The organism is Microbacterium sp. B35-04, from assembly GCF_010634885.1.
Lineage (GTDB): Bacteria > Actinomycetota > Actinomycetes > Actinomycetales > Microbacteriaceae > Microbacterium.
Map to the genome: position 1 here is coordinate 26,133 of NZ_MWLP01000034.1, position 26,355 is coordinate 52,487.

Sequence of the window (26,355 nt, forward strand, 5' to 3'; positions counted from 1 at the left end):
GCTACGCTGGCGTGCATGCCCGAGTCGATGCTGCTCGCCGCTGCCGCCGGCGCCGTCGCCGGGGCGCTCGCGGTCGGCGTGGTCATCCTGCTCCGGCGGATCGTGGTCACCTCGAAGGATCTCGGCACCGACGTCGAGCAGGCGACCTACCAGACGCTTCACCTCGCGAGCCGGGCGGCCAAGCACCTCCGGGGCGGCATCGCCGAAGGCGACGCGACACGTGCCGGGCGGCACCTGCGAGCGCTTCTCGGGTGCGAGACCCTCGCTCTCGTCGACCCGGCGGGCCATGTCACGATCGAGGGCGACGACGCCGTCCGTGAGGTCGCGGGACGCCTCGCCGCCGAGGCACGCGCCTCGAACCGTCCGCAGCTGCAGCGGCGCATCCGGATCGGCGACCGGGAGACGGATGTCGTCGCCGCGCCGATCATCGCGGGCGGCGCGCCCGCCGGCGCCATCGTCGCCTTCGCCCCGCGCGTGCGGGCCGGTCTCGTGCGCGCGACCGGCGAGGTGGCGGACTGGGTCGCGGCGCAGGTCGAGCTCGGCGAGCTCGACGCTTCGAGAGCGGCGCTCGCCGAGGCCGAGGTGCGCGCGCTGCGCGCGCAGATCAGCCCGCACTTCATCTACAACTCGCTGAACGCGATCGCCTCGTTCATCAACACCGACCCGGCCAAGGCGCGGGACCTCGTGCTCGAGTTCGCCGACTTCACGCGCTACTCGTTCCGCCGGCACGGCGACTTCACCACGGTCGCCGAGGAGCTCCGTTCGATCGACAGCTATCTGAAGCTCGAGCGCGCACGGTTCGGCGATCGGCTGAAGGTGACGCTGCAGATCGCCCCGGAGGTCCTCTCGACGGTCGTGCCGTTCCTGTCGATCCAGCCACTCGTCGAGAACGCCGTGAGGCACGGGCTCGAGGGCAAGGAGGGTGGCGGGCGCATCACGATCGAGGCATCCGATCTGGGCGCCTTCGCCGAGATCAGCGTCGAGGACGACGGTGTCGGCATCGATCCCGACGCACTCGAACGCGCGCTCGCCGGCGCCGCGACCGGCCAGCACGTGGGACTGCGCAACGTGGACGCCCGCCTGCGACAGGTGTACGGCAACGAGCACGGGCTGGTCGTCGAGACGAATGTGGGCGCCGGCACCCTGGTGCGGATGCGCGTGCCGAAGTCTCAGCCGGGCCGCGTCGCGGCAGCCTCCACCGCTCCCGGCCGCACACCGGCATCCCCCGCTCCTGCCGGCACCGAAGGGAGGCGGGAACGGTGATCTCCGTGCTCATCGCCGACGACGAACAGCCCGCGATCGACGAGCTCGCATTCCTGCTCGGGCAGGACGCGCGCATCGGGGTCATCCACCAGGCGGCGTCGGGCGCCGAGGCGATCCGGCTCCTCACGCGCGAGCCCGTCGACGCCGCGTTCCTCGACATCCACATGCCCGGCCTCAACGGCTTCGATCTCGCCCGCGCACTGCAGCGCTTCGAACGCCGGCCGGCGCTCGTCTTCGTGACCGCCGACGAAGAGAGCGCCCTCGAGGCCTTCGACCTCGCCGCGGTCGACTATCTGCTGAAGCCGGTCCGCACCGAGCGGCTGCACCGCTCGGTCACTCGCATCGTCGAGGCCATCAAAGCGCAGGCTGCGCCGACGACGGATGCCGCGGCATCCGCGCAGCCGGAGATGATCGCCGTCACGCTGGGCGGCACGACGCGCATGATCCGACGCGACGAGGTGCGGTACGTGCAGGCGCAGGGCGACTATGCCCGGCTGCACACCGAGGAGGCGAGCTACCTCGTGCGGGTGCCGATGTCGGACCTCGAACGGCAGTGGGCCGACACGTTCGTGCGCATCCACCGCTCGTACCTCGTCGCGATCCCTCACCTCGCGCGTCTGCGGCTCGGCGGCGACCACCCGAGCGTCGTGGTCGGCGGCGCCGAACTGCCGGTGAGCCGGCGCCTCCTGCCGGCTCTGCGTGATCGACTCGAGTCGACGACGATCCGGTCGCGGACATGACCTCCCGCGCATCGCACGGCAGCGCCGGCGAAGAGTCCGACTCCCGCGCCGGCGGCCCGCTGTCTCGAGACGCACCCGGCTCGCACGCCGCCGCCGCCGCGGACGACGCTCCCACCGACCGCGCGGTGCCATCCGCTGCGGCAGCACCGCCCGAGCGCGTGCGCGTGACCGCGCCGCGCGCCGGCTCGCCCGCCGCCTCGCCCCGGCCGGTGTCGCGCAACGCCGCCGATGCGCCGACGAGCGACATCGCCGGAGTGTACGTGCGCTCGCTGATCCGCTCGCAGCTGCGACTCGGAGTCGTGTTCGCGGTCGGATTCGCGGCGGCGACGGCACTGTTCGTGCTGGCGATCGCCTTCGTGCCCGCGTTCGACACCACGTTCGTTCTCGGCGTGCCGGTGTCGTGGCTGCTGCTCGGCGTGGGCGTCTACCCGCTGGCCATCACGGTCGCCGCACTCTATCTGCGTGCGGCTTCGCGCAACGAGGCACGCTACCGGTCGCTGACGGAGGACGAGTGAACCCCGCCATCGGCTACACCGCGATCGCCGCCGTCGCGATCGTGTCGGCGCTCATCGGGTTCTACGGCCTGCGGGTCTCCCGCACGACGAGTGACTTCTACGTGGCGAGCCGCACGGTGCGGCCGTGGTGGAACGCCTCGGCCATCGGCGGTGAGTACCTGTCGGCGGCGTCGTTCCTCGGCATCGCGGGCCTCATCCTGCTCACGGGATCGGCGGCGCTCTGGTTCCCGATCGGCTACACGGCCGGGTATCTCATGCTGCTGCTGTTCGTCGCCGCCCCGCTGCGCCGCTCGGGCGCCTACACGATCCCCGACTTCACCGAGGCGCGGCTCGACTCGGTCTGGGCGCGCCGCGTGACGAGCACGCTCGTCATCGTCATCGGCTGGTTCTACATCGTGCCGCAGCTGCAGGGCGCGGCGCTGACCGTGCGGATCACCACCGGCCTCCCCGCCTGGGTCGGCTCGCTCGCCGTCGCGGTGATCGTCGCCGTCGTCGTCGCGGCCGGCGGCATGCGGTCGATCACGTTCGTGCAGGCGTTCCAGTTCTGGCTGAAGCTCACGGCGCTCGCGATCCCGGTGGTGGCGATCCTGCTCCTCGTCGGCGACGTGCCGCCCGCCCTGCCGCCCGTCGAGGCGTTCCCGGCGAGTGCCGGTCCAGGCGACCTCGAGGTGTACCGGACGATCTCGCTCATGGTCGCGCTGCTGCTCGGCACATTGGGGCTCCCCCACGTGCTGGTGCGCTTCTACACCAACCCCGACGGGGTGGCAGCGCGACGCACGACCGTGATCGTGCTCGTGATGCTCTCGGTCTTTTACCTGTTCCCCACGGCGTTCGGACTGCTGGGCCGGGCGTTCGCCCCCGACCTCGCCGCCTCGGGCGACGCCGACGCGCTCGTCCTGCTCCTGCCGAGCCGACTGGTCGCCGGGCCGCTGGGCGACCTGCTCACGGCCCTCGTCATCGCCGGCGCGTTCGCGGCGTTCCTCTCCACGTCGTCGGGTCTCGTCGTCTCCCTCGCCGGCGTGATCAGTCAGGACCTTCTCGGCGGCAGCGTCCGGGGGTTCCGCATCGCGGCCGTGCTCTCGTCGTTCGTCCCGCTCGTCGTGGCCCTGGCCACGGAGTCGGCCGGGCTGGCCGGCAGCGTGGGACTCGTGTTCGCCTTCACCGCGTCGACGCTGTGTCCCGTCCTCCTGCTCGGCATCTGGTGGCGCGGCCTCACGGCGCGAGGCGCCATCGCCGGCATGCTCACCGGCGCGGTGCTGTCGGGCGTCGCGATCCTCGGGGGTGGGATCGTGTCGGCGTGGCTCCCCTCGCTGCGCCCGTTCCTCGAGCAGCCGGCGGCGTGGACCGTGCCGATCGCGGTGCTCGCGATCGTGATCGTCTCGCGCGGCGACCGCCGCGGGATCCCGCGCGGCACCGACCTGTTCCTCGCCCGACTGCACGCACCGGAGGGTTCACGGCGCCTCGGACTCGACGGCTGACCGCGCCCCTCGACGACCTCAGGAACCGGCAGGCGTCACACGCCGCCGCCGCCTCCGCCGCCACCACCACCGCCGGCGGAGCCGCCGCCCGACGAACCGCCCGACGACGAGGATGCCGAGGCCGACGACGACAGCGTCGAGATGCCGGCCGAGAACGCCGCGGCGTTGAACCCCGTCGAGCCCGCGTACCAGCCGGGTGAGTTGCCTTCGCCGTAGAGCACGGCGAGCTCGTCGGCCCACTTCTTCTCCTGGCCGAACACGACCGCGTACGGCAGGAGCTTCTCGTACAGCTTCAGCTTCACCCGCGGGTCGGAAATGTCGACCGGCACCCGCTCGGCGCCCTGCGGCGACTGCAGCATGCGGATGCGGTCAGCCTCCGCCCATTCGATGAACTGCTTCAGGCCGTGCAGGTGGTCGCGCACTTCGGCGCCGGCGGCGGTAAGCGGCTTGCGCGACACCATTCCGCCCACGACCACGACGACGACGAAGGCACCGACGATCAGCAGGATGGGCACGAGCGGCGTCACCCAGGCCACCATCGCCGCGATGCCGAACAGCAGCACCAGCACCGCCGAGACGATCGCGATCGCCACCGGCCACGCTCTCGCACTCGCCGGGACCGTCCGGCGGAGTCCGCGCGTCGACAGTTCCGATGTCGCCGCCTTGAGCACCGTCTGCGCCGTCGACGAGAACCGGGTGTCGGTGCGCCCGAACTCGAACTCCTCGCCCGCTACGCCGTTCGGGAAGAGGCCGGGAAGAAGCATCCGTCCATCTCCGTCTGCCAGCGACGGGTCGACGAGCACGGCCTTCAGACGGGTGCCGCCGAACATCTTCGCCGGGCCCTCTTCGATGCGGATGCTGCCCACCACGGCCTGCTCGAGCACCTCGGCGGGGATCGCCTTCGTCGTGTGACCGAGGAGCACCGCGCTCTCGAGCGCGTCGATGCCGCGCGGCGGGGTGAACTCGGCGATGATCACGGGCCGGCCGGGTTCGTCCCGGAGGTGCCGCGCGCGCGTGCGGGCCGCGAGGATCACCGCGGTGCCGAGGCCCAGCAACGCCACCAGTCCCTGCAGCCAGCCCCACGGCGAGGCGAGGTACGACGTGTCGAATTCGGTGAAGGTCTCGGGCTCGAACCCGATCGCAATGGTCATCGTCTGGTACGGCTGCACGTCCGAGACGGATGCCGCGACCGCACCGTCGACCTCCGAGACGTCGCACCTGCGGGTGTCGTCCTGGTAGCCCGCGTAGCAGGCCAGACCACCGGTGCGCGCGGCATCCAGCTCGTCGGACATCGTGACGCGGGCGGTGACGCGCCCGAACGGCTGCGGCCACGCCGTGCCGTTCACATCCCAGTAGAACTCGTCCGACCCGGTGTCGGCGAAGTACCGCGTGACGTTCTCGAGCGTGTAGGTGAACACGTAGGTCTGGCGGCCGTGGACGAAGTCGCCGGCACGCGAGGTCATCAGGAAGAGTCCGTCCTCCGTCTCGGTCTCGGCCTCGCGCGGTGCACCGTTCTCGTCGGTGAGAGAGACCAGCTGCGGGTCGAGCGGCGCACCCTGGTAGCTGTCGGGGATGGCGCGGCGCATGCCGCGGTTCTGGTCGAACTCGGGGAAGATCGCGACGAACGTCTCCACGACGGTGAGCGTGCTCGTGCCGTCCTCCGCGCGGCCCAGCTGGTACTTGACATCGAGGCTCTCGAACGAGAAGTCCTCGACATCCGCACGGGCGGGAGGAGCGACGACGACCGTGAGCAGCAGGCCCGCGAAAAGAGCGAGCAGCAGGCCCACGACGCCGAGACGACGCGAGCGCCACGACGCGATGGAGGATGACGACATGCCGCCAGCCTAGGGTCCGCAGCCTGCCCTACTCTTGACGGTATGACCGACCGCCGTCTCGCCATCGACGCCTGGGAGAGCCTCTTCCGTGCCCAGCACGAGGTGTTCGGCGACATCAACGGCGACTTCGACGACGAGATGCTGAGCCAGGCCGAGTACGACGTCCTCCTCACCGTCACGCGCTCCGACGATCTCACCGCGCGCCTCCGCGACGTGACCGCCAACATGCTCATCAGCCAGCCCAGTGTGTCGCGTCTCGTCGACCGCATGGTGGCGCGTGGGCTGCTCACCAAATGCGCGGACCCCGACGACGGTCGCGGGGCGCTCGTGCACGCGACGGATGCCGGGGCGTCGCTGTTCCGCCGCATCGCCAGTGCGCACGGCCGGGCCATCGCCGAGCGGATGTCGCTGCTGTCCGACGAGGAGCTCGCTCAGCTGCGCGAGCTCACTGCCAAGCTCCGCAAGCCGCAGCCCGACTGCTGACTCCCAGCTCGGTCGTTGAGCGAGCGCGGCGAGACGAAACGCCCCAGCCGGCGTCGCACGTCGGCTCGCTGCGTTTCGTCTCGCTCGTCCTCGCCCGCTCAACGACCGGTGGCTCCGGCCTCCTCACGGGGTGCGCCGCCGGAGCGTGAGCGACGCGAGGATCAGCGCTCCCGCGGCGAAGGCGACCACCACGAGGAGCGGTCCGAAGACATCCCACCCCTCGTCGCCCGCGGTCACCGCGTTGATCGTGTCGATGGCATAGCTCAGGGGCAGCACCTTCGAGATCTGGTACAGCGCCTCGGGCATGTCTTCGCGCGGCATGAACAGGCCGCCGAGGATGATCTGCGGGAACACGATCAGCGGCATGAACTGCACGGCCTGGAACTCGGTCCGCGCGAAGGCGCTGGCGAGGAGTCCCAGCGCGCTGCCGAGGATCGCATCGACGACGGCCACCAGGCCCAGCTGCCACAGCGGTCCGTCGACATCGAGCCCGCACACCCACACCGCGAAGGTGACGGTGATGACGGCCTGCAGCGTCGCCATCAGGGCGAACGCGAGACCGTAGCCGAGGATGAAGTCGGCCTTGGCGATCGGGGTCGTCATGAGCCGCTCGAGGGTGCCCGACCGGCGCTCGCGGAGCGTCGTGATGGAGGTGATGAGGAACATCACGATGAAGGGGAAGAGCGCGAGGATCGGACCGCCGAACTGGTCGAACACGCCCTCCTGTTCGCTGAACAGCCACGCGAACAGCCCGACGAGGATGCTCGGCGCGACGAGCATCAGGGCGATCGAACGCGGGTCGTGGCTGAGCTGGCGGAGCACCCGCCCGGCGGTCGCGAAGGTGAGCATGCCGTTCACGAGCCGCTCCCCTGATCCGTGGGGGGCTCCTGCGCAGGCACGTGAGGATGCTGCGCCTGCTCCCGCGCCTCGCGGCGGGTGAGCGGGTGCGGTTCCTGAGCCCCGTCCGGTCCCTGAGCCCCGTCGGGTCCCTGAGCTTGTCGAAGGGCGTCGCGTTCGATGAGCGCGAGGAACGCGGCATCCGGATCCGTCGTCCCGGTGTCTGCGAGCAGGCCCGCCGGCGTCGTGTCGGCGACGACACGACCCACCCGCATGAGCACGAGGCGGTCGCAGCGCAGCGCCTCGTCCATGACGTGGCTCGAGACGACGAGCGTCGCGCCCGCGTCCGCGAGAGCGCGGAAGACCTCCCACAGCTCGGCGCGCAGCACCGGGTCGAGCCCCACCGTCGGCTCGTCGAGGACGAGCAGTTCGGGGGCACCGAGCATCGCGACCGCGAGCGAGACGCGGCTCTCCTGCCCGCCGCTCAGGGAGTCGATGGTCTGATCGCGCTGGTCGGCGAGCCCCACCTGCTCGATGACCCGGTCGACGTCGCTGCGCGGCGCGCCGACGAGGCGCGCGAAGTACCGCAGGTTCTGCTCGATCGTGAGGTCGCCGTACACCGACGCCGCCTGCGTGTCGTACGCCACCCGCCGCCGCAGCGCGCTCGACCCGCCCGGCTCGCCGAGCACGGTCACGGTGCCGCCCGCGATCTTCTGCACGCCCACGATCGCGCGCATCAGCGTCGTCTTGCCGCACCCGGACGGCCCCATCAGCCCGGTGATCTGCCCGCGCGGGATGTCGAGGTCGAGCGCCGTGAAGACCTCGGTCTTCCCGCGCCGCACATGGAGATCACGCACGCTGACGGCATCCATGCGCTCAGGTTAGACCCGCGTCACCAGCGGTTGTGGACCTCCTCTGCCCAGCCCAGGATGCCGTCGAACCTCACGACGTCGCCGCCGGGCACGGCGAAGGTGCCCGCCCAATGACCGAAGCACTGGTCGGTGCGCGAGGCGACCACGCCGAGATTCGTGCGGGTCACCTTGTCGTAGAAGGGCGTGAAGGATGCTGCGAGCCCGCCGCCGGTGAGGCGCCACGGTCTGCGCCACTCGGCGATGTCGTAGTCCCACTCCAGCTCGTCGTGGATCTTGTGCAGCCGCCCGTCGACCAGCACGGCGTTCTCGGTGGAGCCCGTGCCCTCTGTCCAGCGGCCGCCCACCTGGATGCCGATGGTGCGCCCGCCCGAGGTCCCGGAGCCCGCGCCCCAGTTCCAGCGGATGTCGTAGGGCCAGCGCCCCCGACCGTGGTCCAGCACCGCCCACGAATCCCCTGCCGGCACGTCGTGCGTGATGCCGTCCACGGTCACTGATCCCGAGGCAGGACGCGCGACGTCCTTGACGGTGTACTGGAAGCGCGTTGCGCTCCACGGCACCACGACGGCCAGGCGCTCGTGGTCGGCAGGCAGCGAGGCGAAGACGTCGAACGAGGCATCCGGAATCCGGGCGCGCAGCCGTGTGCCGCCCTCCTCGGCAAGGACCTCGATCTCGAGGTCCTTCGCGCGTGCGCGGGCGGGACCGCTCTCGACGCCGGCGGGCAGCTCGAAGTTCCGCGCCGGGATGACGGTCGCCCCCTTGCCCCACGTGCGCTCGGTCGCCCGGTCGAACACCCACACCTCGTGCACGGCTGCGTAGTCGATCGACGACACCGTGAGCGCGAGGATGTGCGTCGGCGTGGTGACGTTCCAGTACTCCCACCGCTTGTTGCGCCCGCGGCCGCGCCCGATGCCCGACGTGTCGACGAGGGGCTGGCGCGCCCAGCCGATCGCGTCCGGGTTGACGCGACCGTTCGGCCGGGTCAGCGCCACGGGGGCCGTCAGCTCGCGCTCGGTCATCGCGGCTCCTTCCAGGGTCGTTCGATCCTAGGCGGACGTAGTCTGGGCGCCATGCACACGCGCACCCAGGCGAGGCTGCAGGTCGTCGCCGGTCCCATGTTCGCGGGCAAGTCCGAAGAGCTGCTGCGTCGCGTCCGTCGCGCGCGCATCGCCGGCCTGTCGGTCGACGTCTTCAGTCATGCGCTGGACCATCGCCGCGGCGAGGGACAGGTGAGCTCCCACTCCGGACTCAGCGTGCCGTCGCGGTCGGTGCCCGACGTCGAGACGCTGGTCGCTTCGGTTCAGGGCCGCGAACTCGACCTCGTCGCGATCGACGAGGCGCAGTTCTTCGGGCCGGGCCTCGTCGCCGCCGTGGGTGCTCTGGTCGCCGAGGGGGTGGACGTCGTGGTCTCGGGCCTCTGCGTCACGTTCGACGGTCGACCCTTCGAGCCGCTGCCGGCGCTCATGGCGATCGCCGAGGACGTGCTCAAGCTCACGGCCGTGTGCGCGGTGTGCGGAGAGGATGCCGCGTTCCATCAGCGGCTCTCGTCCAGCGGTGCCGGCGACCCGCTCACGCCGACGACCGAGCAGATCGGTGGGATCGAGTCGTATCAGGCGCGCTGCCGCCGCCACTTCACGGGCGCCACGCAGTCCTGACCTCGCAGAACGACGGATGCCTCGTCCCGGCCGGGACGAGGCATCCGTCGTTCTCTGCGGAACTGCTCTCTGCGGAGCTGTTCTCGGCGGAGCTGCTCTCTTCGGAACCGCGCGCGACTACTGCTCGATCGGCTGCGGAGCGTCGTCGGACTCGTGCGCCTGGATCGTCGGCGCACCGCCCTCGGACATCACCTCGATCTTGCGCGGCTTGGCCTTCTCGCTCACCGGGATCGTCACACTCAGCACGCCGTTGTTGTAGTTGGCCGAGATGCGCTCGGTGTCGATGCCCTGGCCGAGGTTGAGCTGGCGCAGGAAGCTGGCAGCCTCGCGCTCGCGGGTGATCCACTTGACGTCATCGCCGCTGTGCAGCGTGCGCTCGGCGCGGATCGTCAGCAGCTGGCCGTCGACGTCGATGTCGACCGAGCCCGGGTCGATGCCGGGCAGGTCGGCGGTCAGCACGTAGTGGTCGCCGTCGCGGTACAGGTCCATCGGCATCCGCCGTGGGCCGCGCCGCTGCTCGAAGAGACTCGACGCCAGGCGGTCGAGGTCGCGGAACGGGTCGTAGGTGGCCATGGGAATCTCCTCTCTGTCTTGGAGTTGAGCCCACCCGGCTCAACTACATACAGATTAGCACTCGGCATAGGAGAGTGCTAAGAGTCGGACCGTTCGCTCAGAACGAACACGGCCCCGTTTCGTCTCTGCGTTCCGACTCGCAAGCTCGCTCAACGACCACGTTCCCCGCTCGCTCAACGACCGGTCGTCGAGCGAGCGAAGCGAGACGAAACGCCCAAACGGTTGTCAGCACTCGATGACGTTGACCGCGAGACCGCCCTCGCTCGTCTCCTTGTACTTGTGCGACATGTCGATGCCGGTCTGCCGCATGGTCTCGACCACTGCGTCCAGCGAGACGTAGTGCGACCCGTCGCCGCGCAGCGCCAGCCGGGCGGCCGTCACCGCTGTCGATGCCGCGATCGCGTTTCGTTCGATGCACGGGATCTGCACGAGGCCGCCGACCGGGTCGCATGTCAGCCCGAGGTGGTGCTCCATCGCGATCTCGGCCGCGTTCTCGATCTGCCGGTTCGTTCCGCCCATGACCGCGGTCAGTCCCCCGGCCGCCATCGCGCAGGCCGAGCCGACCTCGGCCTGGCATCCGCCCTCGGCTCCCGAGATCGACGCGTTGGCCTTGAACAGCGAACCCAGCGCGGTCGCCGTGAGGAGGAAGCGACGGATGCCGCGGCGACGGTTCGCCTCAGCCCTCTGCTCGTCGTTCCACTGGGCCGGCTCGGCAGCATCCGAGCCGCGGCCGGGGTACCCGAGCAGCGCACTGCCCACGAGCTCGCCGTACGGGGTGACCGCGTTGCCCGCACCGAGCCCGGAGTCGGCGAGGAAACGCCACCAGTACATGGCCACCGCGGGCACGATGCCGGCAGCGCCGTTGGTGGGTGCGGTGACGACCCGGCCGCCCGCGGCGTTCTCCTCGTTGACGGCGAGCGCGAAAGCACCCAGCCACTCCCCCGGCAGCTCACGACGGCCGTCGGCCTCCGCAGCCTCGAGCTGCGCGCGGATCGAGGCCGCACGGCGCTTGACGCCGAGCATCCCGGGAAGCACGCCACCCGAGACGAGGCCCGCCTCGACGCACGCCGCCATCGCATCCCAGATGGTGTCCAGGCCCGCGGCGATCTGCTCGTCGGGTCGTCGGGCCTCCTCGTTGAGGCGTGCCGCCTCGGCGATGGTGATGCCGCGCTCATCGCACAGCGCCAGCAGCTCCTCGGCGCTCGAGAAATCGAGGGGAAACGCGCCCGCGCCCGCTCCCGTCGACGGGTCGCCCTCACGGCGGATGAATCCGCCGCCGACGGAGTAGTAGGTCTCGCGGGCGAGGAGTCCGGCATCCGTAGCAGGGGCGACAGCCGTCACCGACGACGATCCGGTCACGCGCACGCCTGCCGCCGTCACCGCGCGATCCGGCCCATCGGCGGGCGAGGCCCACGCTTCGAGCGTCATGGCGTTCGGGTGGCCGGGGAGCCGCGTGCGCGGTGCGAAGACGACGTCGCCGCGTTCGAAGCGCACGGCCTGGACGCCGGCGAGCTCGAGCGACTGCCCGTCGGGCCAGGCGCTCCACGCCGAGCGCACGGCATCCGGGTCCACCGTCTCGGGCTCGAGCCCTCGCAGTCCGGCGACGACCGCATCCGGCGTGCCGTGGCCGATGCCGGTGGCGCCGAGCGAGCCGTACAGGGTGCAGGTCGCCCGTCCGACGTGGGGCAGCACGCCGGTCTCGCGCAGGCGGACGACGAAGTCGTGGGCGGCCCGCATGGGTCCGACCGTGTGGGAGCTCGAGGGTCCTACGCCGATGGAGAACAGCTCGAACGCCGAGACGTAGGCGTTCATCGCCACCAGGCTAACGCCGTGGCCGGTGCGATCTGCATCCCGTTACCGAGTCGTGAGCGGCAGGATGCCTCGACCCGCGCGAATCTGCGGTGCAATGTGACGCGCGCGCTGCGCCGGCGGATCGATCGCTGCCCCTGGCGCGTCCGGCGATGGTGCGATAGGCAGTTAACAGCCCCGCGCGGACGCGACGGAGGCGGCACGAGAGAGGGTGCGCGATGCTCTTCGTTCTTTACCTCATCCTGCTCCTGGGCGGCATGTACCTGGTGGGCTCGGCCTTCGCGGCCCCCTTCCTGCCCGCCCTGGTGTTCGTCGCCGGAGTGCTGTGCATCTCACTGGCGGTGGCCCTTCCCATCGCGGCGCAGCGGATCGACAGCGACCGCCGGGAGTAGCCCACCGCGGTGCGGACAGCGGGGCGATCGTCGCCCGCGGGAGACTCCGGTCCGGTTCCGTAGGCCTTGGGCGTCGTTTGTCAACCCCGATAGCGCCTGGCTCGTCCTCGGTAAGAATCGACTCGCTGCATCAGCGTGGAGGCACCGAAATGAGAACAGCGATATCCGCATCGCCGTGGTCGGCCACCGGACTAGAGAGGTGAGCGAACGATGGTGATGCTCGAACCCCAGGTTCGTCCGACAGGACGACGGTACGACCTGCAGCGCGTGGATCAGTCGACGTGGATCATCCGCGACGCGCATCTCCCCACGACCGACGCCAGAAGCCTCGTCGCCTGCGTCAGCCAGGCCCCACTGGAAGGCGTCGACGTGCTCTGGCTGCACCCGGTCGGTCTGCCCACCCGCTACGGCACCGCCGACGCGGTGCTGCGCGACCTGATCCGCCACGGTCGCCGCAGCTCGGGCACCACCCGGCCGATACCGATCCCGCATCGTCCGCCGATGAAGCCCGAGCGCCGCTGATGCGGCCGCCGCGATGAGGCGTCCGCTCGCCGACGAGTCGCTCTCCGTCCTCGTCCACGGCTACGACTTCGGCGAGCGCGTCTGGCGGCGCGTCCGCGACGGCGCGAGATCCGCCCCCCTGCGATTGCTGGGCCGGGACGCACTCCTCGTGCGAGGCACGGTGGCGGTGGAGCTGTTCTACGACGAGACGCGGATCGCCCGCCACGGTGCGATGCCCGCGATCGTGCAGGAGACGCTGTTCGGACACGGTGCGGTGCACAGTCTCGACGGCGACGAGCACCGCCACCGGAAGGCGACGTTCGTGGACGTCGCCTACGAGGATGCCGAGGTCGAACGCCTGCAGCCGCTGCTCGAGCGGGAGTGGCGCCACGAGCTCGACGCATGGCTGGACGGCGGCCACCGCACGGCCTACGACGCGGCCGTCGGCGCGCTGGGTCGGGCGATCATGACGTGGGCCGGACTGCCGGGCACGCCCGCGGCGAAGACCCGCTGGTCGGCGCGCCTGGCGCAGATCGTCGACGGCTTCGGTGCGCCCTACTCGCCCGCCTACCTCGCGGCGGTCGGCAATCGAATCTGGTCGGACCGGCATGCGCGGCGCCTCATCGACGCGGTGCGCGCCGGTGACCTCGCCGCCCGGGAGGGCACGGCCCTTCATTCCTGGGCCTGGCACCGCGATCCCGCCGGCGAACTGCTGCCCGCGCAGGTCGCCGGAGTCGAGCTTCAGAACACGATCCGCCCGACGATCGCCGTCGCACGCTTCGTCGCCTTCGCCGCGAAGGAGCTGCACGACCGGCCCGAATGGCGGGAGCGCATCTCCGCCGAGACGTCGGAGCGGAAGGCCCTGGTGGGAGGTCCGCTCGCGATCACGTTCGCCCAGGAGATCCGGCGCACCGCACCCTTCGTGCCGATGCTCCCCGGATGGGCGACCCAGGACGTCGAACTCGACGGGCAGCACCTCGCCGCCGGCGGGCGCGTGATGCTCGACATCCTCGGCACCGACACAGACGCCCGTTCGTGGGAGAACGCGGCCACTTTCGACCCCGAGCGCTTCCGCGGCGTCGAAGACTATGAGGCGCTGACAGCCTTCATCCCGCACGGCGGCGGCGACGTGGCGACCGGCCACCGCTGCCCGGGCGAGAAGATCGCGATCTCCAGCCTCGCGACGGCGATCGCCGTGCTGAGCGACCCGGGGCTGACCGTTTTGGACTCCGGCCTCACCGTGAACCGCCGCCGGCTTCCCACGATGCCGAAGTCGGGAGCGCGCGTGCGGGCGAGCGGAACGCCGTCACGCTGCCCGGTCCACTGACGGCGGGTGAGGCATCCGCCCCGGCGTGATCACCGACCCGACCGACGACTGACGCACCGCGCGGCGTCCGGGCGGCGCCCCGCAGGGGTATTCAGGTCAACGGGAAGTGATGATCTTCAGCGCGGCGGACGTCGGCCAGCGTCGCCTTCCAGGTGGTTCGCCGCGGGCGCCGGCGGTCGAAGAGCTTCCTCAGGGTGGCTCCGATGGAGCGGAGAGCGGATTCGAATGTGATCATGGCTGCTCACCTCAAGCAGTGGCGGTTTGTCTCTGGAACAGGGATATCCGCTGCGCCCGCGACCGTCTTGGGGCTTGACCTGCCCCACGAGTTGTGGTGTCGCCGGTTGGTGCGATGATCCGCACGAGGGACGATCGGCGGGGAGGGCGGGATGCGGGGCGAGGCGACCGTGCTGCACGCCGATCTGGACGCCTTCTACGCCTCGGTCGAGCAGCGTGACGCGCCCGCGCTGCGCGGCCGGCCGGTCATCGTGGGCGGCGGCGTGGTGCTGGCGGCGAGCTACGAGGCGAAGGCCCGCGGCGTGCGCACCGCGATGGGCGGCCGGCAGGCACGCGAGCTCTGCCCGGATGCCGTGATCGTCCCGCCGCGAATGGACGCCTACTCTGCGGCCAGTCGCGACGTGTTCGCGATCTTCCGGGACACGACCCCGCTCGTCGAAGGTCTCTCCATCGACGGGGCGTTTCTCGAGGTCGGCGGGCTCCGGCGCATCGCGGGCTCGCCCGAGCAGATCGCGGTGGGACTGCGTGCGCGGGTGCGCGCCGAGGTCGGACTCGCGATCTCGGTCGGGGTGGCCCGCACCAAGTTCCTCGCCAAGGTCGCCAGCGCGGTGAGCAAGCCCGACGGGTTGTTGGTGGTCGAGCCGGAGCGGGAGCAGGCGTTCCTGCTTCCGCTGCCCGTCGAACGGCTGTGGGGAGTCGGCGCGGTGACCGCCGAGAAGCTGCACCGGCTCGGCATCCATACCGTCGGCGAGTTGGCCGAGCTCGAAGCGGCGACCGCCGAGAGGCTGCTCGGGAGGGCGGCCGGCGCGCACCTGCATGCGCTGGCCCGCCTGCGGGACCCGCGCCCGGTCGACACGACGCGCCGCCGGGGGTCGATCGGCTCTCAACGCGCCCTGGGCAACCACCCTCGCTCGGCCGAAGAGCTCGACCTCTTCCTCACGCAGATCGTCGACCGGCTTGCGCGCCGCCTGCGCGAGCGCGACCGGGTCTGCCGCACGGTCGTGCTGCGCCTCCGGTACGGCGACTACGCGAAGGCCACTCGCTCGCGCACGGTGCGCTTCCCGACGGACCGCACCTCGGTGCTGCTCGGCGTCGCACGCTCGCTGCTCGCGTCCGCGCAGCCGGAGATCGCCGAACGCGGCATCACTTTGATCGGCATCTCGCTGTCGCAGCTGGGGCGCGCCGACAGCATCCAGCCCGAGCTGCCCATCGACTGGGAGGACGGCGAGCGCCTCGACACCGTGCTTGATGCCGTGCGCGATCGCTTCGGTGCGACGTCGGTCTCACGAGCCGCGCAGCTCGGTCGCGATCCAGGCTGGTCGACGCCGCTGCTGCCGGAGCACGAGTGATGTCGCCGGCCGCGAATACCCTGCTGGCATGGCGGAGCGTGTCGAATTGTGGTGGGCCCGCCGCCAGTTCTCCAAGGGCGCGGCGGTTCCGTACCCGGTCGGGAGCTACCGGGAGGCGTGGGCGCCGTTTCCCGCGCTCATCCGCCAGTATCACCCCGAGCTCAACGCCGGCATCGTCCTGAGCCAGGTCCCCCCAGCCGCCGACGTGCTGCTGCTGTGGCAATGCGAAGCGGGCCACAAGTTCGCGGCCACCCCCGACGAACAGCGCAACCGCCCCGGCCGCGAGCGCCGCCGCTCCGCCTGGTGTCCGGACTGCGCGGACCTCGCCCGGCCCGCCCGGGCTCTCCCGATGCGGGACGTGGTCGCGGCACCCGGCGCCCCGGTGCCCGCCGCGATCTCGAACCCGGTCGACCGTGCCGTTCTCCGGCAGAGGATGCCGAAGCGGAAGCAGCGCGTGTGCGCGAAGACGCCCGACCTGCCCGTCGGCGAGCCGTTCCACTCGGAGTGTGCGCCGAAGCCTGCGTCGGCGATCGAAGCCCAGCTGCGCGCCGACCTGTTCGCACGCCTTTCGGTGACGCCGGGGTTCAACGCGGTACGGGTCGCGCGACCGTTCTTCGATCACGTGGAGGTGTGGCCCGACATCCTGCTTCCCGAACTGCGCGTCGCCATCGAGTACGACAGCACCGGCCGGCACGGCCTCGAGCACGTCGGCAAGCGCGAGGACGCCGACCGTCGCAAGGACCGCGCGCTGCGCGCGGCGAAGTGGGAGGTCGTCCGGATCCGCACCGGCAAGCTCGAACCACTCGGCCGCCACGACCTGCAGCTGGCGACCTGGAACCGGAAGGGGCTCGACCGCCTCGTCGACACGCTGCGGGACATCCGCGGTCCGCTGCTCGTCGACCCGTACCTCGCCTGGTGACACCCGCCGCGTGGGCTCTATCGGTTGTTCACATCCATGAAGCTGCGGCGTGAACACCCGGCTGCGGGCGTCTGTCGGAGAATCCACGTGGGCGCGCGCTCCGACGAGCGGATGATCCGGCTGCGGATTCGTCATAGGGTGGGCGCGTGTCGATCTTGACGGTCGTTCGGAGCGGAGTCGGTGCCGCGTTGCTGGTCAACGCCGTTCCGCACGGCGTGAGCGGTGTTCAGGGTCGGCCGTTCCCCAGCCCGTTCGGCGATCCTCCGGGTGTGGGGATGTCATCTCCACCGGTCAATGTCGGCTGGAGCGCGGCGAACGCGATCGCAGGCGTGCTGCTCCTGCGTCGCGGTGTTCGCTCACCGGCCGAAGCCGTCGGAGCAGCCGTCGGTGCCGTCGCCATGGCGATCGCGGTCTCGTATCACTTCGGCGATGTGCTGGCCGGAGGCAGAGGTCTCCTGGGCCTGCGGCCGACGAAGGGCGGTTCCGGCCCGCCGCGGAGTCTCGTGAAGGCGACCGAACCGATCGCGAAAGCCTTGGCCGGGCGACGCGCGTTCCCGCTGTTCGCGGTCGTCCACCACCGTGGACGCAAAAGCGGGACAGACTATGCGACCCCGGTCGCAGTGGTGCCGACGTTGGATCCGAACGTCGTCCTGATCGGTCTGCCGTGGGGACCGAGGACGAACTGGGCAGCCAACGTCGTCGCCGCGGGGAGCGCAGACCTCACCTGGAAGGGCGCCGTGCACTCGACGACTTCGCCTCGCATCATCGAACCCGCCGAGGCCGAAGCCCTGGCCGAGCGATTGTTCCGCCCCGTCGTGAAGCAGATGCCGGCCGCGATCCTCCTCCGGCGTTCGCACAGCTGACCTGTCGCCCCTCACCGGCAATTCCTGGCGGCACCCCGGTCACGCGACGGTCTGAGGGACGCGCCGAATCGACTATTGCAACGTTGTAGTACACCGGTGTAGCTTCACTCGTACTACACCGGTGTACTAACCCGCCGAGTCAGCCACAGACGGCTGCTCGCGGGGAGCGCGTGCGCCGAGCAGCGCGTGCAGGGTTGCCGCTGCATCCTTCGAAGAAAGGCTGTTCTATGAAGAATGAAACCGGGGTGCGGTGGCCGCGTGGCCTACGAGCTCGGGCAGCGACGGGGCTCGTTCTCGCTGCGTCGCTGGTAGCGCTGACGGCGGCCCCCGCCGCAGCCGCTCCTGATCCGTGGGAGTCGCAGTCGGGGATCTATCACCGCTTCACGGTTCCCAAGTCGAGTGTTCCGTCGAACGCCTGCGGCAACTCGACGGGTGCCGGCGCTGAGATCGAGGGCGATTTCGGACCGTCCAAGACCTGGGCGCGGATGGGGCTCGACGCGAGCGGCTCGAACTGCGCCGCCAACATCGGCCCGCTCCAGCCCGGCCTGTACCACTACCAGTACGTCGCCACCATGGCCGACCGATCGAGGGTCCCTTTCCGCAGCTCCGACACCCCTGTCGAAGTCACCTCGCACCCCGACTGGAACACCCTCTTCATCCCCGGGCCCGAAGTCGCGTGGATGGATGACGTCGCCGCGGGCGGCGGTTCCGTCGCCGAGCTCACGTACCAGTCGCCCGTGACCGAGTCCGAGCGGTCGGTGGCTGTGTGGACCCCGCCGGGGTACACCACCAAGACAGCGCAGGCACTCCCCGTGCTCTACCTGCTCTCCGACCAGGGCCAGTCCTTCCGCGAATGGCTCGAACTCGGCCGCGCGCGCCAGGTCCTCGACAACCTCGCGGTGGACGGCGACTCGACCTCGATGGTCGTCGTGATGGCCGACGCCGGTGATGCGAACCCGGGGACGGAACTCCTGGACGGGATCGCGCCCGCCGTCAAGTCCGCGTACAACGTGTCGAGCAAGGTGAAGGAGACCGCGATCGCCGGCATAGGGCGCGGCGCGTCGCAGGCTCTCGAACTCGCCGCCACCGAGCCCGGCGTCTTCGGTTCGGTCGGCTCCCTGTCTGGCTACCTGTCCGACAGCACCGCGGTCACTGCCGATCTTGCTCGCAAGATCAATGCCAAGACCGATCTGCTGCGCTTCTACGTCGGCAACACACTGGACCCGAACTACAACGGCACCTACCAGGCCATGACCGCACTTCAGCAGGCGGGTGTTCGGCTCGAGTTCGACGGCGTGCACCCCGAGACCGGCGGGGTCTGGGACACCTGGCGTGAGAACCTGCGCGACTTCGCATCGCGTGCCTTCAAGCCGAGCGTCGAGGACCACGGTGTCAGCGAGGGTCATCGACCGCTCACCGAGCCCTACACCGCGCCCGGCGCGGGGAGCATCACGACCCCGAACATCGACGAGAACGGCATGGTGACCTTCGAGACCGGCACTCAGTGGGCCGACGCCGAAGACGTCGTGCTGTGGGGCGACTGGGCTCCGAACGGGCAGTGGCTCCGCATTCCGCTCACCAAGGAGGGCGACCGCTGGCGCACGACGATCGGACCGATCGACGGCTACTACTACTGGCGCTACGAGGTGAACGGCGTCCCGTTCCACGATCCTCAGGACACGAAGAATGTCGTGAACATCGAGAGCCAGCTGTTCGTCCCGGGTGGCGTGCGCACCCCGCTGCTGGCGGACGCCCCGGCCGACGAGACCGGACAGCTCGCGACGCTCAGCTACGACGGGGCGTTCGGCGCCTCGAAGCTCAAGGTGTGGACGCCGGTCGACTACGACCCGAACCGGACCGAGCCCTATCCCGTCCTGTACCTGTACCACGGCTTCGGGCAGAACTACGCCGCCTGGACCGAGATCGGCAGGGCAAGCCAGATCCTCGACAACCTCTACGCCCAGGGCAAGATCAAGCCCATGGTCGTGGTGATGCCGGGGTACTCGGGCGCGCCCTTCGACATCTGGAACGAGCTGTCGGGCAACGTGATGCCGTTGGTGAAGTCGCAGTACAACGTGTCGGATGACCCCGCGCAGCGCGCGATGGCGGGTCTGTCGTGGGGCGGGTTCCTCACGCACGGCACGCTTGTGAACCACCCGGGCCAGTTCGGCTACTTCGGGATGTTCTCGCCGCCGTTCACCGCCGCGACGCTCGATCCGTCGACGCCCGGAGGCCAGACGGCCATCGCGACCACGAAGTCGATCACGCTGTTCGCCGGCGACGTCGACACCGGTGCCGTCAACGCGATCAACGGCGTCGAGGCGTCGATGAGCGCCAACGGTATCCCGGTTGTCAAGACAGTCGTTCCGGGACCGCACGGCTTCGACGTGTGGTGGCAGGGTCTCATCGACTTCCTGCCGCGGCTCTTCTAGCCGATCGACAGGTGCGGGGGCCGGCCACCGTCGGCCCCCGCACTCCGCTGTCTGCGCTCCGGCCGGCCTTGCTCGGTCAAGCGGCAGCGAGGCAGCGCTGTAATACGCTGACCACTGACCCGACAGGAGGCGGTGGAGCCGTGGCACGCAAGGCGAGCGGGTCCGCGACGATCCGGGATGTCGCGGAACTCGCAGGCGTGTCGATCAAGACCGTCTCGAACGTGCTGAACGGCTACCCCTACATCCGGCCCGAGACCGACGAGCGCGTCCGCAACGCGATCCGCGAGCTGCATTACCACGTCAACGTCTCGGCCCGAAACCTCAGCCGCGGGCGCACCGGCGTCATCGCGCTCGCCCTGCCAGCCCTTCGGGGCGTGTACTTCGCCGAGCTCGCCGACACCATCATGCGCGAGGCCGCCACGGTCGGCTTGACCGTCTTCATCCAGCAGACCAACGACGAGCGGGATCGCGAGTTGAGAGTCGTCAACGGCAGTTACCGCTCGATGGTCGACGGCGTCATCTATTCACCGTTGGCGTTGGGACAGCAGGATGCCGCGCTCTTCGACGTCGACTTTCCGATGGTGCTGCTCGGCGAACGTGTCTTCGACGTCGGCGTCGATCACGTGACGATGCACAACGTCGCCGGTGCAAGGGCTGCCGCGGAACATGTCATCGCGCGGGGGGCGCGCACCATCGTGCCGCTCGGCGCGAAGGAGGATCAGTCGACGAGCAGCGGCACGCTGCGAATGCAGGGCTTCCTGCAAGCGCTCGAGGCGCATGGGCTCGAGGTCGACCCCCGCGCGATCATCGGGGTGCCCGACTACTTCCACGCGACCGGTGCCGCGACCATGGCCGAAATTCTCGACCGCGGCGTCACGCCCGACGCCGTCGTCGCCTTCACCGACACCCTCGCGCTCGGCGCGCTTTCGACGCTCACCGATCGAGGCATCCGGGTGCCCGACGATGTGCAGCTCATCGGCTTCGACAACATCGAGGAGACCAGCTACTCCAGCCCTCCCCTGACAACGATCGACCTCGGCCGCGAGGCCGTCGCCGCCACCGCTGTCGCTCTGCTCGAAGAACGCATTCGCCTTCGGCTCGACGGCGTCGGGAAGGATGATCAGCCTCCTCCCCGCAAGGTCGTCGTCGACTTCCGCCTGGTCGAACGACAGTCGACGCTGAGCTGACCCGGCAGGCTCCTGCCGTGCGGTCGGGATGTGCGTGTCGCCAACTTCAACCGTGCAGTGAGATGGGCCGGTAACCCTCCACTCCCCCCGCGTCGAGGTCCTCCACAGGCTCCCCGCACTCGCGATCGGGCTACAAGATCGCCCCGCTAGGCCCGGAGCGCGAGGGTGTCGGCGCGAACGGCGTCACGCCGATACATGGCTGCGTGGGCGGCGAAGTCCGGGTTCTTCGTCTCCTGTAGTCGGCCGTCGGTGTAAGTCGCCAGGTCCAAGAGGCGCGCCGCGACCGTACGCAGCACCTCGGCGCGCGGGAACGGCATTCCGTACGCATCGATCAGACGATCCATACGAGACAGGCGCTCGTCGTCGGAGGTGTCTATACCTGCGTCCTCGCCCAGCGGTGCCAGTCGGTATGCGAGGTAGGCCAGATCCCAGATCCGGGGTCCGGGTGAGGCCATGTCGAAGTCGAACAGGCCGGCAACCCGGCCGCTGATGAACGTCATGTTGTAGGGGGCGACGTCGTTGTGGCAGATGACCTCGATGGGCTCGTGGGATGGCAGCCTCCACACGAGGTCTTGGTCGACGAGGGAGGCGCTGGCGTCGTGCACGCGGCGCAGCAGTGTGCCGGCACCGTCCAGAATCGCCGGCGCCCAGAGCCAGTCGGGAAGTGGGTAGTTCCCGACCTCGCCGGGAAGGAAGAAGAGGACCTCGCGGCCCTTTTCGTCGAAGCCCAACGGCTCAGGCACTTCGTGCACGCCTGCCGCTCGTAGCGCACGCAGCAGCGAATGAACGGCCGGAGTCCAGGGCCCAGCAGGCCGACGCACCGTTTCTCCAACCCGCACTACAGCGTTGGAATTGCCCCCGGTGAGAACCTGCTCGTCCATCACCCCACCGTAGGGCGGGCCCGACAGCATGCTCTCGCTGTGAGCGTCGCTATGCGACTGCGACAGGACGTTCGACAGTAGGTAACCGTGCAAAGTCCTTCGGCGTGAAGTCCCCTGGCGAGCGCACGGCTCGGCCACTAGGTGAGATCCAGCTCTCGCCGTGCATTCTCCAGTGCTACCAGGTACGCGTCCCTTTCCTCTCTGCCGCCCGGTCGCTCACGCCTGATGATGTAGCCCCCCTCGGCGACCACGTCGTGCGTCTCGGCGTCGGCACGGCGCTCGAGCGCCGCGTCCAACATCGCATCGAACTGCCCCGCCTGCCCGAGTGCCTCGATTGCTTCCAAGGTCGAGCCAACGGCGCCTCTCGTCTGCGCGTCGGCAGCCAGAGCCTTGTTCGACTTCCGGTAGCTCAGCACCGCAACGATCAATGCGCCTACACCTGTCAGCGCACCCACCAGCGAGCCGATACTCGAGATCCAGTCCGTTACCGATGGCATGGCGCAACGATATCCACCCGCTTCTCGAACGGGCACCTTCCGGGGCGTCGCTGATGCCACTGACGCGCCGGGCCGGCGCTTGCCCGAGTCAGATCGCCATCGCGAGCTCGCCGTATCCCATCGCGATGAGGAACGACAGCGCTGCGAGGGCGGCCGACATCGGCGCCATCGCGTAGCGCTCTGGCTTGCTGCGCGAGATCGCGTTCATGCCGATGCCCAGCACGAAGTACGCGAAGATCACCCACATCGCGACCTCGGAGAACAACGGAGCGAACACGTCGATGGCGCCCACGCGATCCCAAGCGATCACCACGATGAGCCCGTAGAGGAGGATCGAGACCGCGCTGCCAATCCGCAGTCGTGCGGGCAGCACTCGATGTTGGCCGCCCCAAGCGAAGGCACCCAGCGGCGCGCCGAGGATGAGCGCCAATTGGAGGAGAGTCAGTATTGCGAAGAGCACGGTGAGCGCGAGGGCGAAGGGCACGCAAGCCAACGTAGCGCGGGGCATGGACGAGGCAACGGCGCCAGCGTGCCGCACGCTTTCATTTCGCGGGTTCGGCTCGAGCGGCTCGCCTTCAGAGCCCAGCCGGGGCAGGGACTCGGCTCCGCCCGGCCGCCTTCCCACCCGCGCGGCGGCACTTGACTCGGAACGACGAACGGCGGCGGCCCGACCGATGTGGTCGGCCGCCGCCGTTTCTCACGCGTAGCTCAGTCGTCGGTCTCGACCCCAGCGGCAACCACCGCGAACTCGGCGTCCAGGTCGATCTCGACGAACTCTCCGGCCCCGGTCAGCACCGTGACGTCCCACGGCGAAGTGCTGTCGTCGTCGGCCTCGATCTCGACGATGCGCCCGTCGGCTTCGGCGAGCGCCGCATCCACGATCGCCGCGATCGCGTCGGCGTCGAGGACGTTCTGAGGCGCGGTGTCGTCGGACTCCGCGGACTCGGTGGACGTGACGGATGCCTCGCCCGAGGCGTCGACGCGCACCTCGGTCTCGGCGCCATCCTCAGCCTCGAGCGTCACCTCGGCGCCGCCGTCCCGCTTCAGATCGATCGACACCGGCTCGCCCTCACCGGCGGCGGATGCGGCGTCGATCATCGCGACGAGGTCGTCGGCGGAGTCGGTGCCGAGATCAGACAGGTCGCCGCTGATGCCGTCATCGCTCGAGTCGTCGTCGCCCGAGTCGTCGTCGCCCGACTCCTCGTCGCCCGAGTCGTCGTCGCCCGAGTCGTCGTCGCGGGAGTCTACGTCCCGGTCGCCCGACACCGACGACGTGGTGTCGTCATCGTCGACCTCGTCGGCGATCGCGGCGCCGACGGCGACGCCCCCACCGCCGAGGACGGCCGCCGCGAGCACTGCGCCGCCGGCGATCAGCAGGCCGCGGTTGCGGCGCCGCTTCGGGGCGGGAGCCGCCGTGTGCATGCCCGCAACCGCGTCGGCCTGCTCGCCCGGGGCAGGCGCCGGAGTCGCGGCGACCACCTCGATCTGCTCGGCGTCGGCGGGGCGGGCGGGGGAAGTCTCGGGGGTGCTGTTCTTGTCATCCATGCTCCGATGGTGCCGACCGGTCGCTGAAGCAGGCCTGAAGCATCCTGAAGCCGCGTTCAGGATGCCGCGGGAAGCACGACCGAGAACCGCGCGCCGCCGAGCGGCGAGTCCTCGACGCTCACGCTGCCGCCCTCGGCCTCCGCGATCGCACGGACGATCGCAAGGCCCAGCCCGCTGCCTCCGGCGTCGCGTGCACGTGCCTCGTCGAGCCGCACGAAGCGCTCGAAGATGCGCTCGCGCTCTGCCGCCGGAACGCCCGGGCCGTCGTCATCCACGGTCAGCAGCACCTGCCCGTCACGCTCGAGCACCCCGATCGCGACAGCCGACCGCGCGTGACGGGCCGCGTTGTCGGCGAGATTGCGCACGAGACGGCCCAGCAGGCGGACGTCACCGCGCACCCGCGCGGCATGGATGCCGGACCCATCGCCCTCCACACCCCTGGCGCGGAGCCGCGTGATCTCCGCGAAGGCGAGGTCGTCGAGGTCGACGGCCTCCTGGTGGATCACCGGACTCTCGTCGAGCCGGGTCAGCAGCAGCAGCGCGTCGACGAGCTCCTGCATCCGCAGTCCTTCGTCGTGGACCACCCCGGCAAGATCGTCGATGGATGTCGCGTCCGGGTGCAGCTGCGCCAGCTCGGCGTGCTGGCGGATCGTCGCGAGCGGGGATCGCAGCTCGTGCGAGGCATCCGATACGAATCGGCGCTGCGCAGCCGCTGCGGCATCCAACCGGCCCAGCATTCGATTCATCGTGCCGGCGAGCGCGGCGATCTCGTCGCCCGATGCCGGCACTGCGACGCGCCGGTCGAGGCGATCGGCGGAGATGTCGTCGACCTCTGCACGGATGCGCTCCACCGGGCGGAGAGCACGTCCGACCACCCACCACGTGATGGCGGCGACCAGTGCGACGACGGCGATGACGGCGACGGCGAGCAGCACCGCGACGGTTGCGAGGGTGCTCTGGTCGTCCTCGACCGACACTGCCAGGAGCAGCGCGCCGCCGTCGTCGAGGTCTTCGCGCACGACGACCATCGGTTCGTCGTCGTACGTGATCACGGCGGCGCCGTCGTGGTCGGGCAGGTCGCCGCTGTCGGCTTCCTCGGACGTGGCGACGACGCCCCCGCCCTCGTCGAGCACCTGCGCGATGTCGTCGTCGAGCTCGGTCACCACCGCCGGTCCTTCGGCGTCGATCCGGGCCGCGAGCTGCTCGGCGCGCGTCTCGGCAGCACGCACGCTGGCCTCATGGATGCTGACGGACAGGATGCCGTAGAACGCCAGCGCCCCCACCACCAGCGCGGCGGCGACGACCAGCGTCGAGGCCGCGGTGATGCGGGTCCGCAGCGAACGACGATGCGGCTCAGCCACCGTCGGCCGCCAGACGGTAGCCCGCACCGCGGATCGTCTCGATCGCCGCTCGGCCGAAGGGCCGGTCGACCTTGCGCCGCAGGTGACCGACGTAGACCTCGACGATGTTCGGGTCCCCCTCGAAGTCGTCGTTCCAGACGCCGGCGATGAGGTCGCGCTTGGAGATCACCTGCCCGCGGTGGCGCATGAGGTGCTCGAGCACGGAGAACTCCCGTGACGTGAGGTCGACATCGGTATCGCCGCGCCGCACAGTGCGGGCACCGGGGTCGAGCCGCAGGTCGCCCGCCTCGAGCACCGTCGGCCGCTCGACACCGCCCCGGCGGATCAGCGCACGCAGACGGGCGACGAGCACGGCGAATGAGAAGGGCTTCGTCACGTAGTCGTCAGCGCCGGTCTCGAGCGCCTCGATCTGGTCCCACTCGCCGTCCTTCGCCGTGAGCATGAGCACCGGCGTCCAGTTCTCCTCCGCCCTCAGCGCCTCGCAGACCTTCCACCCGCTCATACCAGGCATCATCAGGTCGAGCACGATGGCGTCGTACGCGGTCTCCCGGGCACGCCACAGCCCGTCCACACCGTTGTGGGCGACGTCCACCCCGAAGCCCTCCGCCTCGAGTCCGCGACGGATGCCGTCGGCGAGGCGCACCTCATCATCCACCACGAGAATTCGCATCGGCCCCAGTCTGGCCCGCGCCGGCTGAATCCCGCCTGAAGCGCGGCGCTCTTCGACGCTCACCCAGCAGGGTCAGCGGGCGGACAGCTGACTGTCACCGCGGCAGACACGCGCGGGAGTGATCGGAACTGGCGCCCGGA

The 26,355-nt window shown here is 70.2% G+C and carries 26 protein-coding genes; 14 read left to right on the plus strand and 12 right to left on the minus strand.

Annotated elements, in window-relative coordinates; genetic code table 11:
• Positions 1–15: 15 nt before the first annotated feature.
• From B1729_RS09195 to B1729_RS09210, 4 genes are read left to right on the plus strand one after another with little or no spacing between them, the layout of a single operon-like run.
• The gene (locus B1729_RS09195; RefSeq protein ID WP_163632273.1) at positions 16–1,263 is read left to right on the plus strand and encodes a histidine kinase; all 1,248 of its coding nucleotides are present in this window, start codon (positions 16–18) and stop codon (positions 1,261–1,263) included.
• Positions 1,260–2,003 (plus strand): LytTR family DNA-binding domain-containing protein, encoded by a 744-nt coding sequence (locus B1729_RS09200; RefSeq protein ID WP_163632276.1) that lies wholly within the window; start codon positions 1,260–1,262, stop codon positions 2,001–2,003. The genes B1729_RS09195 and B1729_RS09200 overlap by 4 nt, the downstream gene beginning before the upstream one ends.
• On the plus strand, positions 2,000–2,518 hold the full coding sequence (locus B1729_RS09205) for a DUF485 domain-containing protein (protein ID WP_345770808.1): 519 nt from the start codon (positions 2,000–2,002) through the stop codon (positions 2,516–2,518). The genes B1729_RS09200 and B1729_RS09205 overlap by 4 nt, the downstream gene beginning before the upstream one ends.
• Positions 2,515–3,996, plus strand: coding sequence for a cation acetate symporter (locus tag B1729_RS09210; RefSeq protein WP_163632279.1), 1,482 nt, complete (start codon positions 2,515–2,517; stop codon positions 3,994–3,996). Before B1729_RS09205 ends, B1729_RS09210 begins: the two co-directional genes overlap by 4 nt.
• Positions 3,997–4,031: 35 nt before the next feature.
• Here the strand turns inward: B1729_RS09210 and B1729_RS09215 are convergent, their stop codons facing one another.
• Positions 4,032–5,831, minus strand: coding sequence for a DUF2207 domain-containing protein (locus B1729_RS09215; RefSeq protein WP_163632281.1), 1,800 nt, complete (start codon positions 5,829–5,831; stop codon positions 4,032–4,034).
• Positions 5,832–5,873: 42 nt separating this feature from the next.
• Here B1729_RS09215 and B1729_RS09220 point away from each other — a divergent pair, with 42 nt between their 5' ends.
• The gene (locus B1729_RS09220; RefSeq protein WP_163618240.1) at positions 5,874–6,314 is read left to right on the plus strand and encodes a MarR family transcriptional regulator; all 441 of its coding nucleotides are present in this window, start codon (positions 5,874–5,876) and stop codon (positions 6,312–6,314) included.
• A 123-nt stretch (positions 6,315–6,437) separates the two neighbouring features.
• On the opposite strand, the gene B1729_RS09225 is transcribed toward B1729_RS09220, so the two are convergent.
• From B1729_RS09225 to B1729_RS09235, 3 genes are read right to left on the minus strand one after another with little or no spacing between them, the layout of a single operon-like run.
• Positions 6,438–7,172 (minus strand): ABC transporter permease, encoded by a 735-nt coding sequence (locus B1729_RS09225; RefSeq protein WP_163618239.1) that lies wholly within the window; start codon positions 7,170–7,172, stop codon positions 6,438–6,440.
• Positions 7,169–8,023: an ABC transporter ATP-binding protein gene (locus B1729_RS09230; RefSeq protein ID WP_163632283.1), complete on the minus strand. Its 855-nt coding sequence runs from the start codon at positions 8,021–8,023 to the stop codon at positions 7,169–7,171. Before B1729_RS09230 ends, B1729_RS09225 begins: the two co-directional genes overlap by 4 nt.
• A 20-nt stretch (positions 8,024–8,043) precedes the next feature.
• Positions 8,044–9,039: a DUF2804 domain-containing protein gene (locus B1729_RS09235; protein WP_163632285.1), complete on the minus strand. Its 996-nt coding sequence runs from the start codon at positions 9,037–9,039 to the stop codon at positions 8,044–8,046.
• A 51-nt stretch (positions 9,040–9,090) separates the two neighbouring features.
• Here B1729_RS09235 and B1729_RS09240 point away from each other — a divergent pair, with 51 nt between their 5' ends.
• Positions 9,091–9,675: a thymidine kinase gene (locus B1729_RS09240; RefSeq protein ID WP_163632287.1), complete on the plus strand. Its 585-nt coding sequence runs from the start codon at positions 9,091–9,093 to the stop codon at positions 9,673–9,675.
• Between the two features lie 117 nt (positions 9,676–9,792).
• Here the strand turns inward: B1729_RS09240 and B1729_RS09245 are convergent, their stop codons facing one another.
• Positions 9,793–10,248 (minus strand): Hsp20/alpha crystallin family protein, encoded by a 456-nt coding sequence (locus tag B1729_RS09245; RefSeq protein ID WP_163618235.1) that lies wholly within the window; start codon positions 10,246–10,248, stop codon positions 9,793–9,795.
• 225 nt (positions 10,249–10,473) lie between these two features.
• Positions 10,474–12,060, minus strand: a complete 1,587-nt coding sequence (locus B1729_RS09250) for an L-serine ammonia-lyase, iron-sulfur-dependent, subunit alpha (RefSeq protein WP_163632289.1) — start codon at positions 12,058–12,060, stop codon at positions 10,474–10,476.
• Between the two features lie 215 nt (positions 12,061–12,275).
• On the opposite strand from B1729_RS09250, the gene B1729_RS20595 reads away from it, so the two are divergent.
• The 8 genes from B1729_RS20595 to B1729_RS09285 all read left to right on the plus strand — a co-directional run bounded on the left by B1729_RS20595 (position 12,276) and on the right by B1729_RS09285 (position 21,261).
• Entirely contained in the window at positions 12,276–12,449 is a 174-nt protein-coding gene (locus B1729_RS20595) for a hypothetical protein (protein WP_204260083.1), read from the plus strand.
• A 216-nt stretch (positions 12,450–12,665) separates the two neighbouring features.
• Positions 12,666–12,971: a hypothetical protein gene (locus B1729_RS09255; RefSeq protein ID WP_163632290.1), complete on the plus strand. Its 306-nt coding sequence runs from the start codon at positions 12,666–12,668 to the stop codon at positions 12,969–12,971.
• Positions 12,972–12,984: 13 nt separating this feature from the next.
• Positions 12,985–14,277, plus strand: coding sequence for a cytochrome P450 (locus tag B1729_RS09260; RefSeq protein ID WP_163632292.1), 1,293 nt, complete (start codon positions 12,985–12,987; stop codon positions 14,275–14,277).
• Positions 14,278–14,663: 386 nt separating this feature from the next.
• The gene (gene dinB, locus B1729_RS09265; RefSeq protein ID WP_163632295.1) at positions 14,664–15,860 is read left to right on the plus strand and encodes a DNA polymerase IV; all 1,197 of its coding nucleotides are present in this window, start codon (positions 14,664–14,666) and stop codon (positions 15,858–15,860) included.
• Between the two features lie 28 nt (positions 15,861–15,888).
• Positions 15,889–16,779, plus strand: coding sequence for a zinc-ribbon domain-containing protein (locus tag B1729_RS09270; protein ID WP_204318892.1), 891 nt, complete (start codon positions 15,889–15,891; stop codon positions 16,777–16,779).
• A 146-nt stretch (positions 16,780–16,925) separates the two neighbouring features.
• Entirely contained in the window at positions 16,926–17,642 is a 717-nt protein-coding gene (locus B1729_RS09275; RefSeq protein ID WP_163632298.1) for a nitroreductase family deazaflavin-dependent oxidoreductase, read from the plus strand.
• A gap of 227 nt (positions 17,643–17,869) precedes the next feature.
• Positions 17,870–20,074 (plus strand): alpha/beta hydrolase-fold protein, encoded by a 2,205-nt coding sequence (locus B1729_RS09280; RefSeq protein ID WP_163632301.1) that lies wholly within the window; start codon positions 17,870–17,872, stop codon positions 20,072–20,074.
• A 140-nt stretch (positions 20,075–20,214) separates the two neighbouring features.
• Positions 20,215–21,261: a LacI family DNA-binding transcriptional regulator gene (locus tag B1729_RS09285; RefSeq protein WP_163632304.1), complete on the plus strand. Its 1,047-nt coding sequence runs from the start codon at positions 20,215–20,217 to the stop codon at positions 21,259–21,261.
• Positions 21,262–21,407: 146 nt separating this feature from the next.
• Here B1729_RS09285 and B1729_RS09290 read toward each other — a convergent pair whose 3' ends face one another.
• The 6 genes from B1729_RS09290 to B1729_RS09315 form a co-directional block, all read right to left on the minus strand.
• The gene (locus B1729_RS09290) at positions 21,408–22,142 is read right to left on the minus strand and encodes an aminoglycoside phosphotransferase family protein (RefSeq protein WP_163632307.1); all 735 of its coding nucleotides are present in this window, start codon (positions 22,140–22,142) and stop codon (positions 21,408–21,410) included.
• A gap of 137 nt (positions 22,143–22,279) precedes the next feature.
• Positions 22,280–22,639 carry a hypothetical protein gene (locus tag B1729_RS09295; protein WP_163618226.1) on the minus strand — a complete coding sequence of 120 codons (360 nt, stop codon included), beginning with the start codon at positions 22,637–22,639 and terminating at the stop codon, positions 22,280–22,282.
• Positions 22,640–22,727: 88 nt separating this feature from the next.
• The gene (locus tag B1729_RS09300; protein ID WP_204318893.1) at positions 22,728–23,123 is read right to left on the minus strand and encodes a hypothetical protein; all 396 of its coding nucleotides are present in this window, start codon (positions 23,121–23,123) and stop codon (positions 22,728–22,730) included.
• Between the two features lie 224 nt (positions 23,124–23,347).
• Positions 23,348–24,184 (minus strand): hypothetical protein, encoded by an 837-nt coding sequence (locus tag B1729_RS09305; protein WP_163632312.1) that lies wholly within the window; start codon positions 24,182–24,184, stop codon positions 23,348–23,350.
• 56 nt (positions 24,185–24,240) lie between these two features.
• The gene (locus tag B1729_RS09310) at positions 24,241–25,545 is read right to left on the minus strand and encodes a HAMP domain-containing sensor histidine kinase (RefSeq protein ID WP_163632315.1); all 1,305 of its coding nucleotides are present in this window, start codon (positions 25,543–25,545) and stop codon (positions 24,241–24,243) included.
• Entirely contained in the window at positions 25,538–26,215 is a 678-nt protein-coding gene (locus B1729_RS09315; protein WP_163618222.1) for a response regulator transcription factor, read from the minus strand. The genes B1729_RS09310 and B1729_RS09315 overlap by 8 nt, the downstream gene beginning before the upstream one ends.
• Positions 26,216–26,355: the final 140 nt, after the last annotated feature.

What these genes read in the sequence shown, in the direction of transcription:
- B1729_RS09305 (WP_163632312.1), bottom strand. Translation starts at nt 24,184, where the DNA reads ATGGATGACAAGAACAGCACCCCCGAGACTTCCCCCGCCCGCCCCGCC.
- B1729_RS09255 (WP_163632290.1), top strand. Translation starts at nt 12,666, where the DNA reads ATGCTCGAACCCCAGGTTCGTCCGACAGGACGACGGTACGACCTGCAG.
- B1729_RS09215 (WP_163632281.1), bottom strand. Translation starts at nt 5,831, where the DNA reads ATGTCGTCATCCTCCATCGCGTCGTGGCGCTCGCGTCGTCTCGGCGTC.
- B1729_RS09245 (WP_163618235.1), bottom strand. Translation starts at nt 10,248, where the DNA reads ATGGCCACCTACGACCCGTTCCGCGACCTCGACCGCCTGGCGTCGAGT.
- B1729_RS09295 (WP_163618226.1), bottom strand. Translation starts at nt 22,639, where the DNA reads ATGCCATCGGTAACGGACTGGATCTCGAGTATCGGCTCGCTGGTGGGT.
- B1729_RS09205 (WP_345770808.1), top strand. Translation starts at nt 2,000, where the DNA reads ATGACCTCCCGCGCATCGCACGGCAGCGCCGGCGAAGAGTCCGACTCC.
- B1729_RS09280 (WP_163632301.1), top strand. Translation starts at nt 17,870, where the DNA reads ATGAAGAATGAAACCGGGGTGCGGTGGCCGCGTGGCCTACGAGCTCGG.
- B1729_RS09230 (WP_163632283.1), bottom strand. Translation starts at nt 8,023, where the DNA reads ATGGATGCCGTCAGCGTGCGTGATCTCCATGTGCGGCGCGGGAAGACC.
- B1729_RS09250 (WP_163632289.1), bottom strand. Translation starts at nt 12,060, where the DNA reads ATGAACGCCTACGTCTCGGCGTTCGAGCTGTTCTCCATCGGCGTAGGA.
- B1729_RS09235 (WP_163632285.1), bottom strand. Translation starts at nt 9,039, where the DNA reads ATGACCGAGCGCGAGCTGACGGCCCCCGTGGCGCTGACCCGGCCGAAC.
- B1729_RS09220 (WP_163618240.1), top strand. Translation starts at nt 5,874, where the DNA reads ATGACCGACCGCCGTCTCGCCATCGACGCCTGGGAGAGCCTCTTCCGT.
- B1729_RS09240 (WP_163632287.1), top strand. Translation starts at nt 9,091, where the DNA reads ATGCACACGCGCACCCAGGCGAGGCTGCAGGTCGTCGCCGGTCCCATG.
- B1729_RS09260 (WP_163632292.1), top strand. Translation starts at nt 12,985, where the DNA reads ATGAGGCGTCCGCTCGCCGACGAGTCGCTCTCCGTCCTCGTCCACGGC.
- dinB (WP_163632295.1), top strand. Translation starts at nt 14,664, where the DNA reads ATGCGGGGCGAGGCGACCGTGCTGCACGCCGATCTGGACGCCTTCTAC.
- B1729_RS09290 (WP_163632307.1), bottom strand. Translation starts at nt 22,142, where the DNA reads ATGGACGAGCAGGTTCTCACCGGGGGCAATTCCAACGCTGTAGTGCGG.
- B1729_RS09315 (WP_163618222.1), bottom strand. Translation starts at nt 26,215, where the DNA reads ATGCGAATTCTCGTGGTGGATGATGAGGTGCGCCTCGCCGACGGCATC.
- B1729_RS09270 (WP_204318892.1), top strand. Translation starts at nt 15,889, where the DNA reads ATGGCGGAGCGTGTCGAATTGTGGTGGGCCCGCCGCCAGTTCTCCAAG.
- B1729_RS20595 (WP_204260083.1), top strand. Translation starts at nt 12,276, where the DNA reads ATGCTCTTCGTTCTTTACCTCATCCTGCTCCTGGGCGGCATGTACCTG.
- B1729_RS09195 (WP_163632273.1), top strand. Translation starts at nt 16, where the DNA reads ATGCCCGAGTCGATGCTGCTCGCCGCTGCCGCCGGCGCCGTCGCCGGG.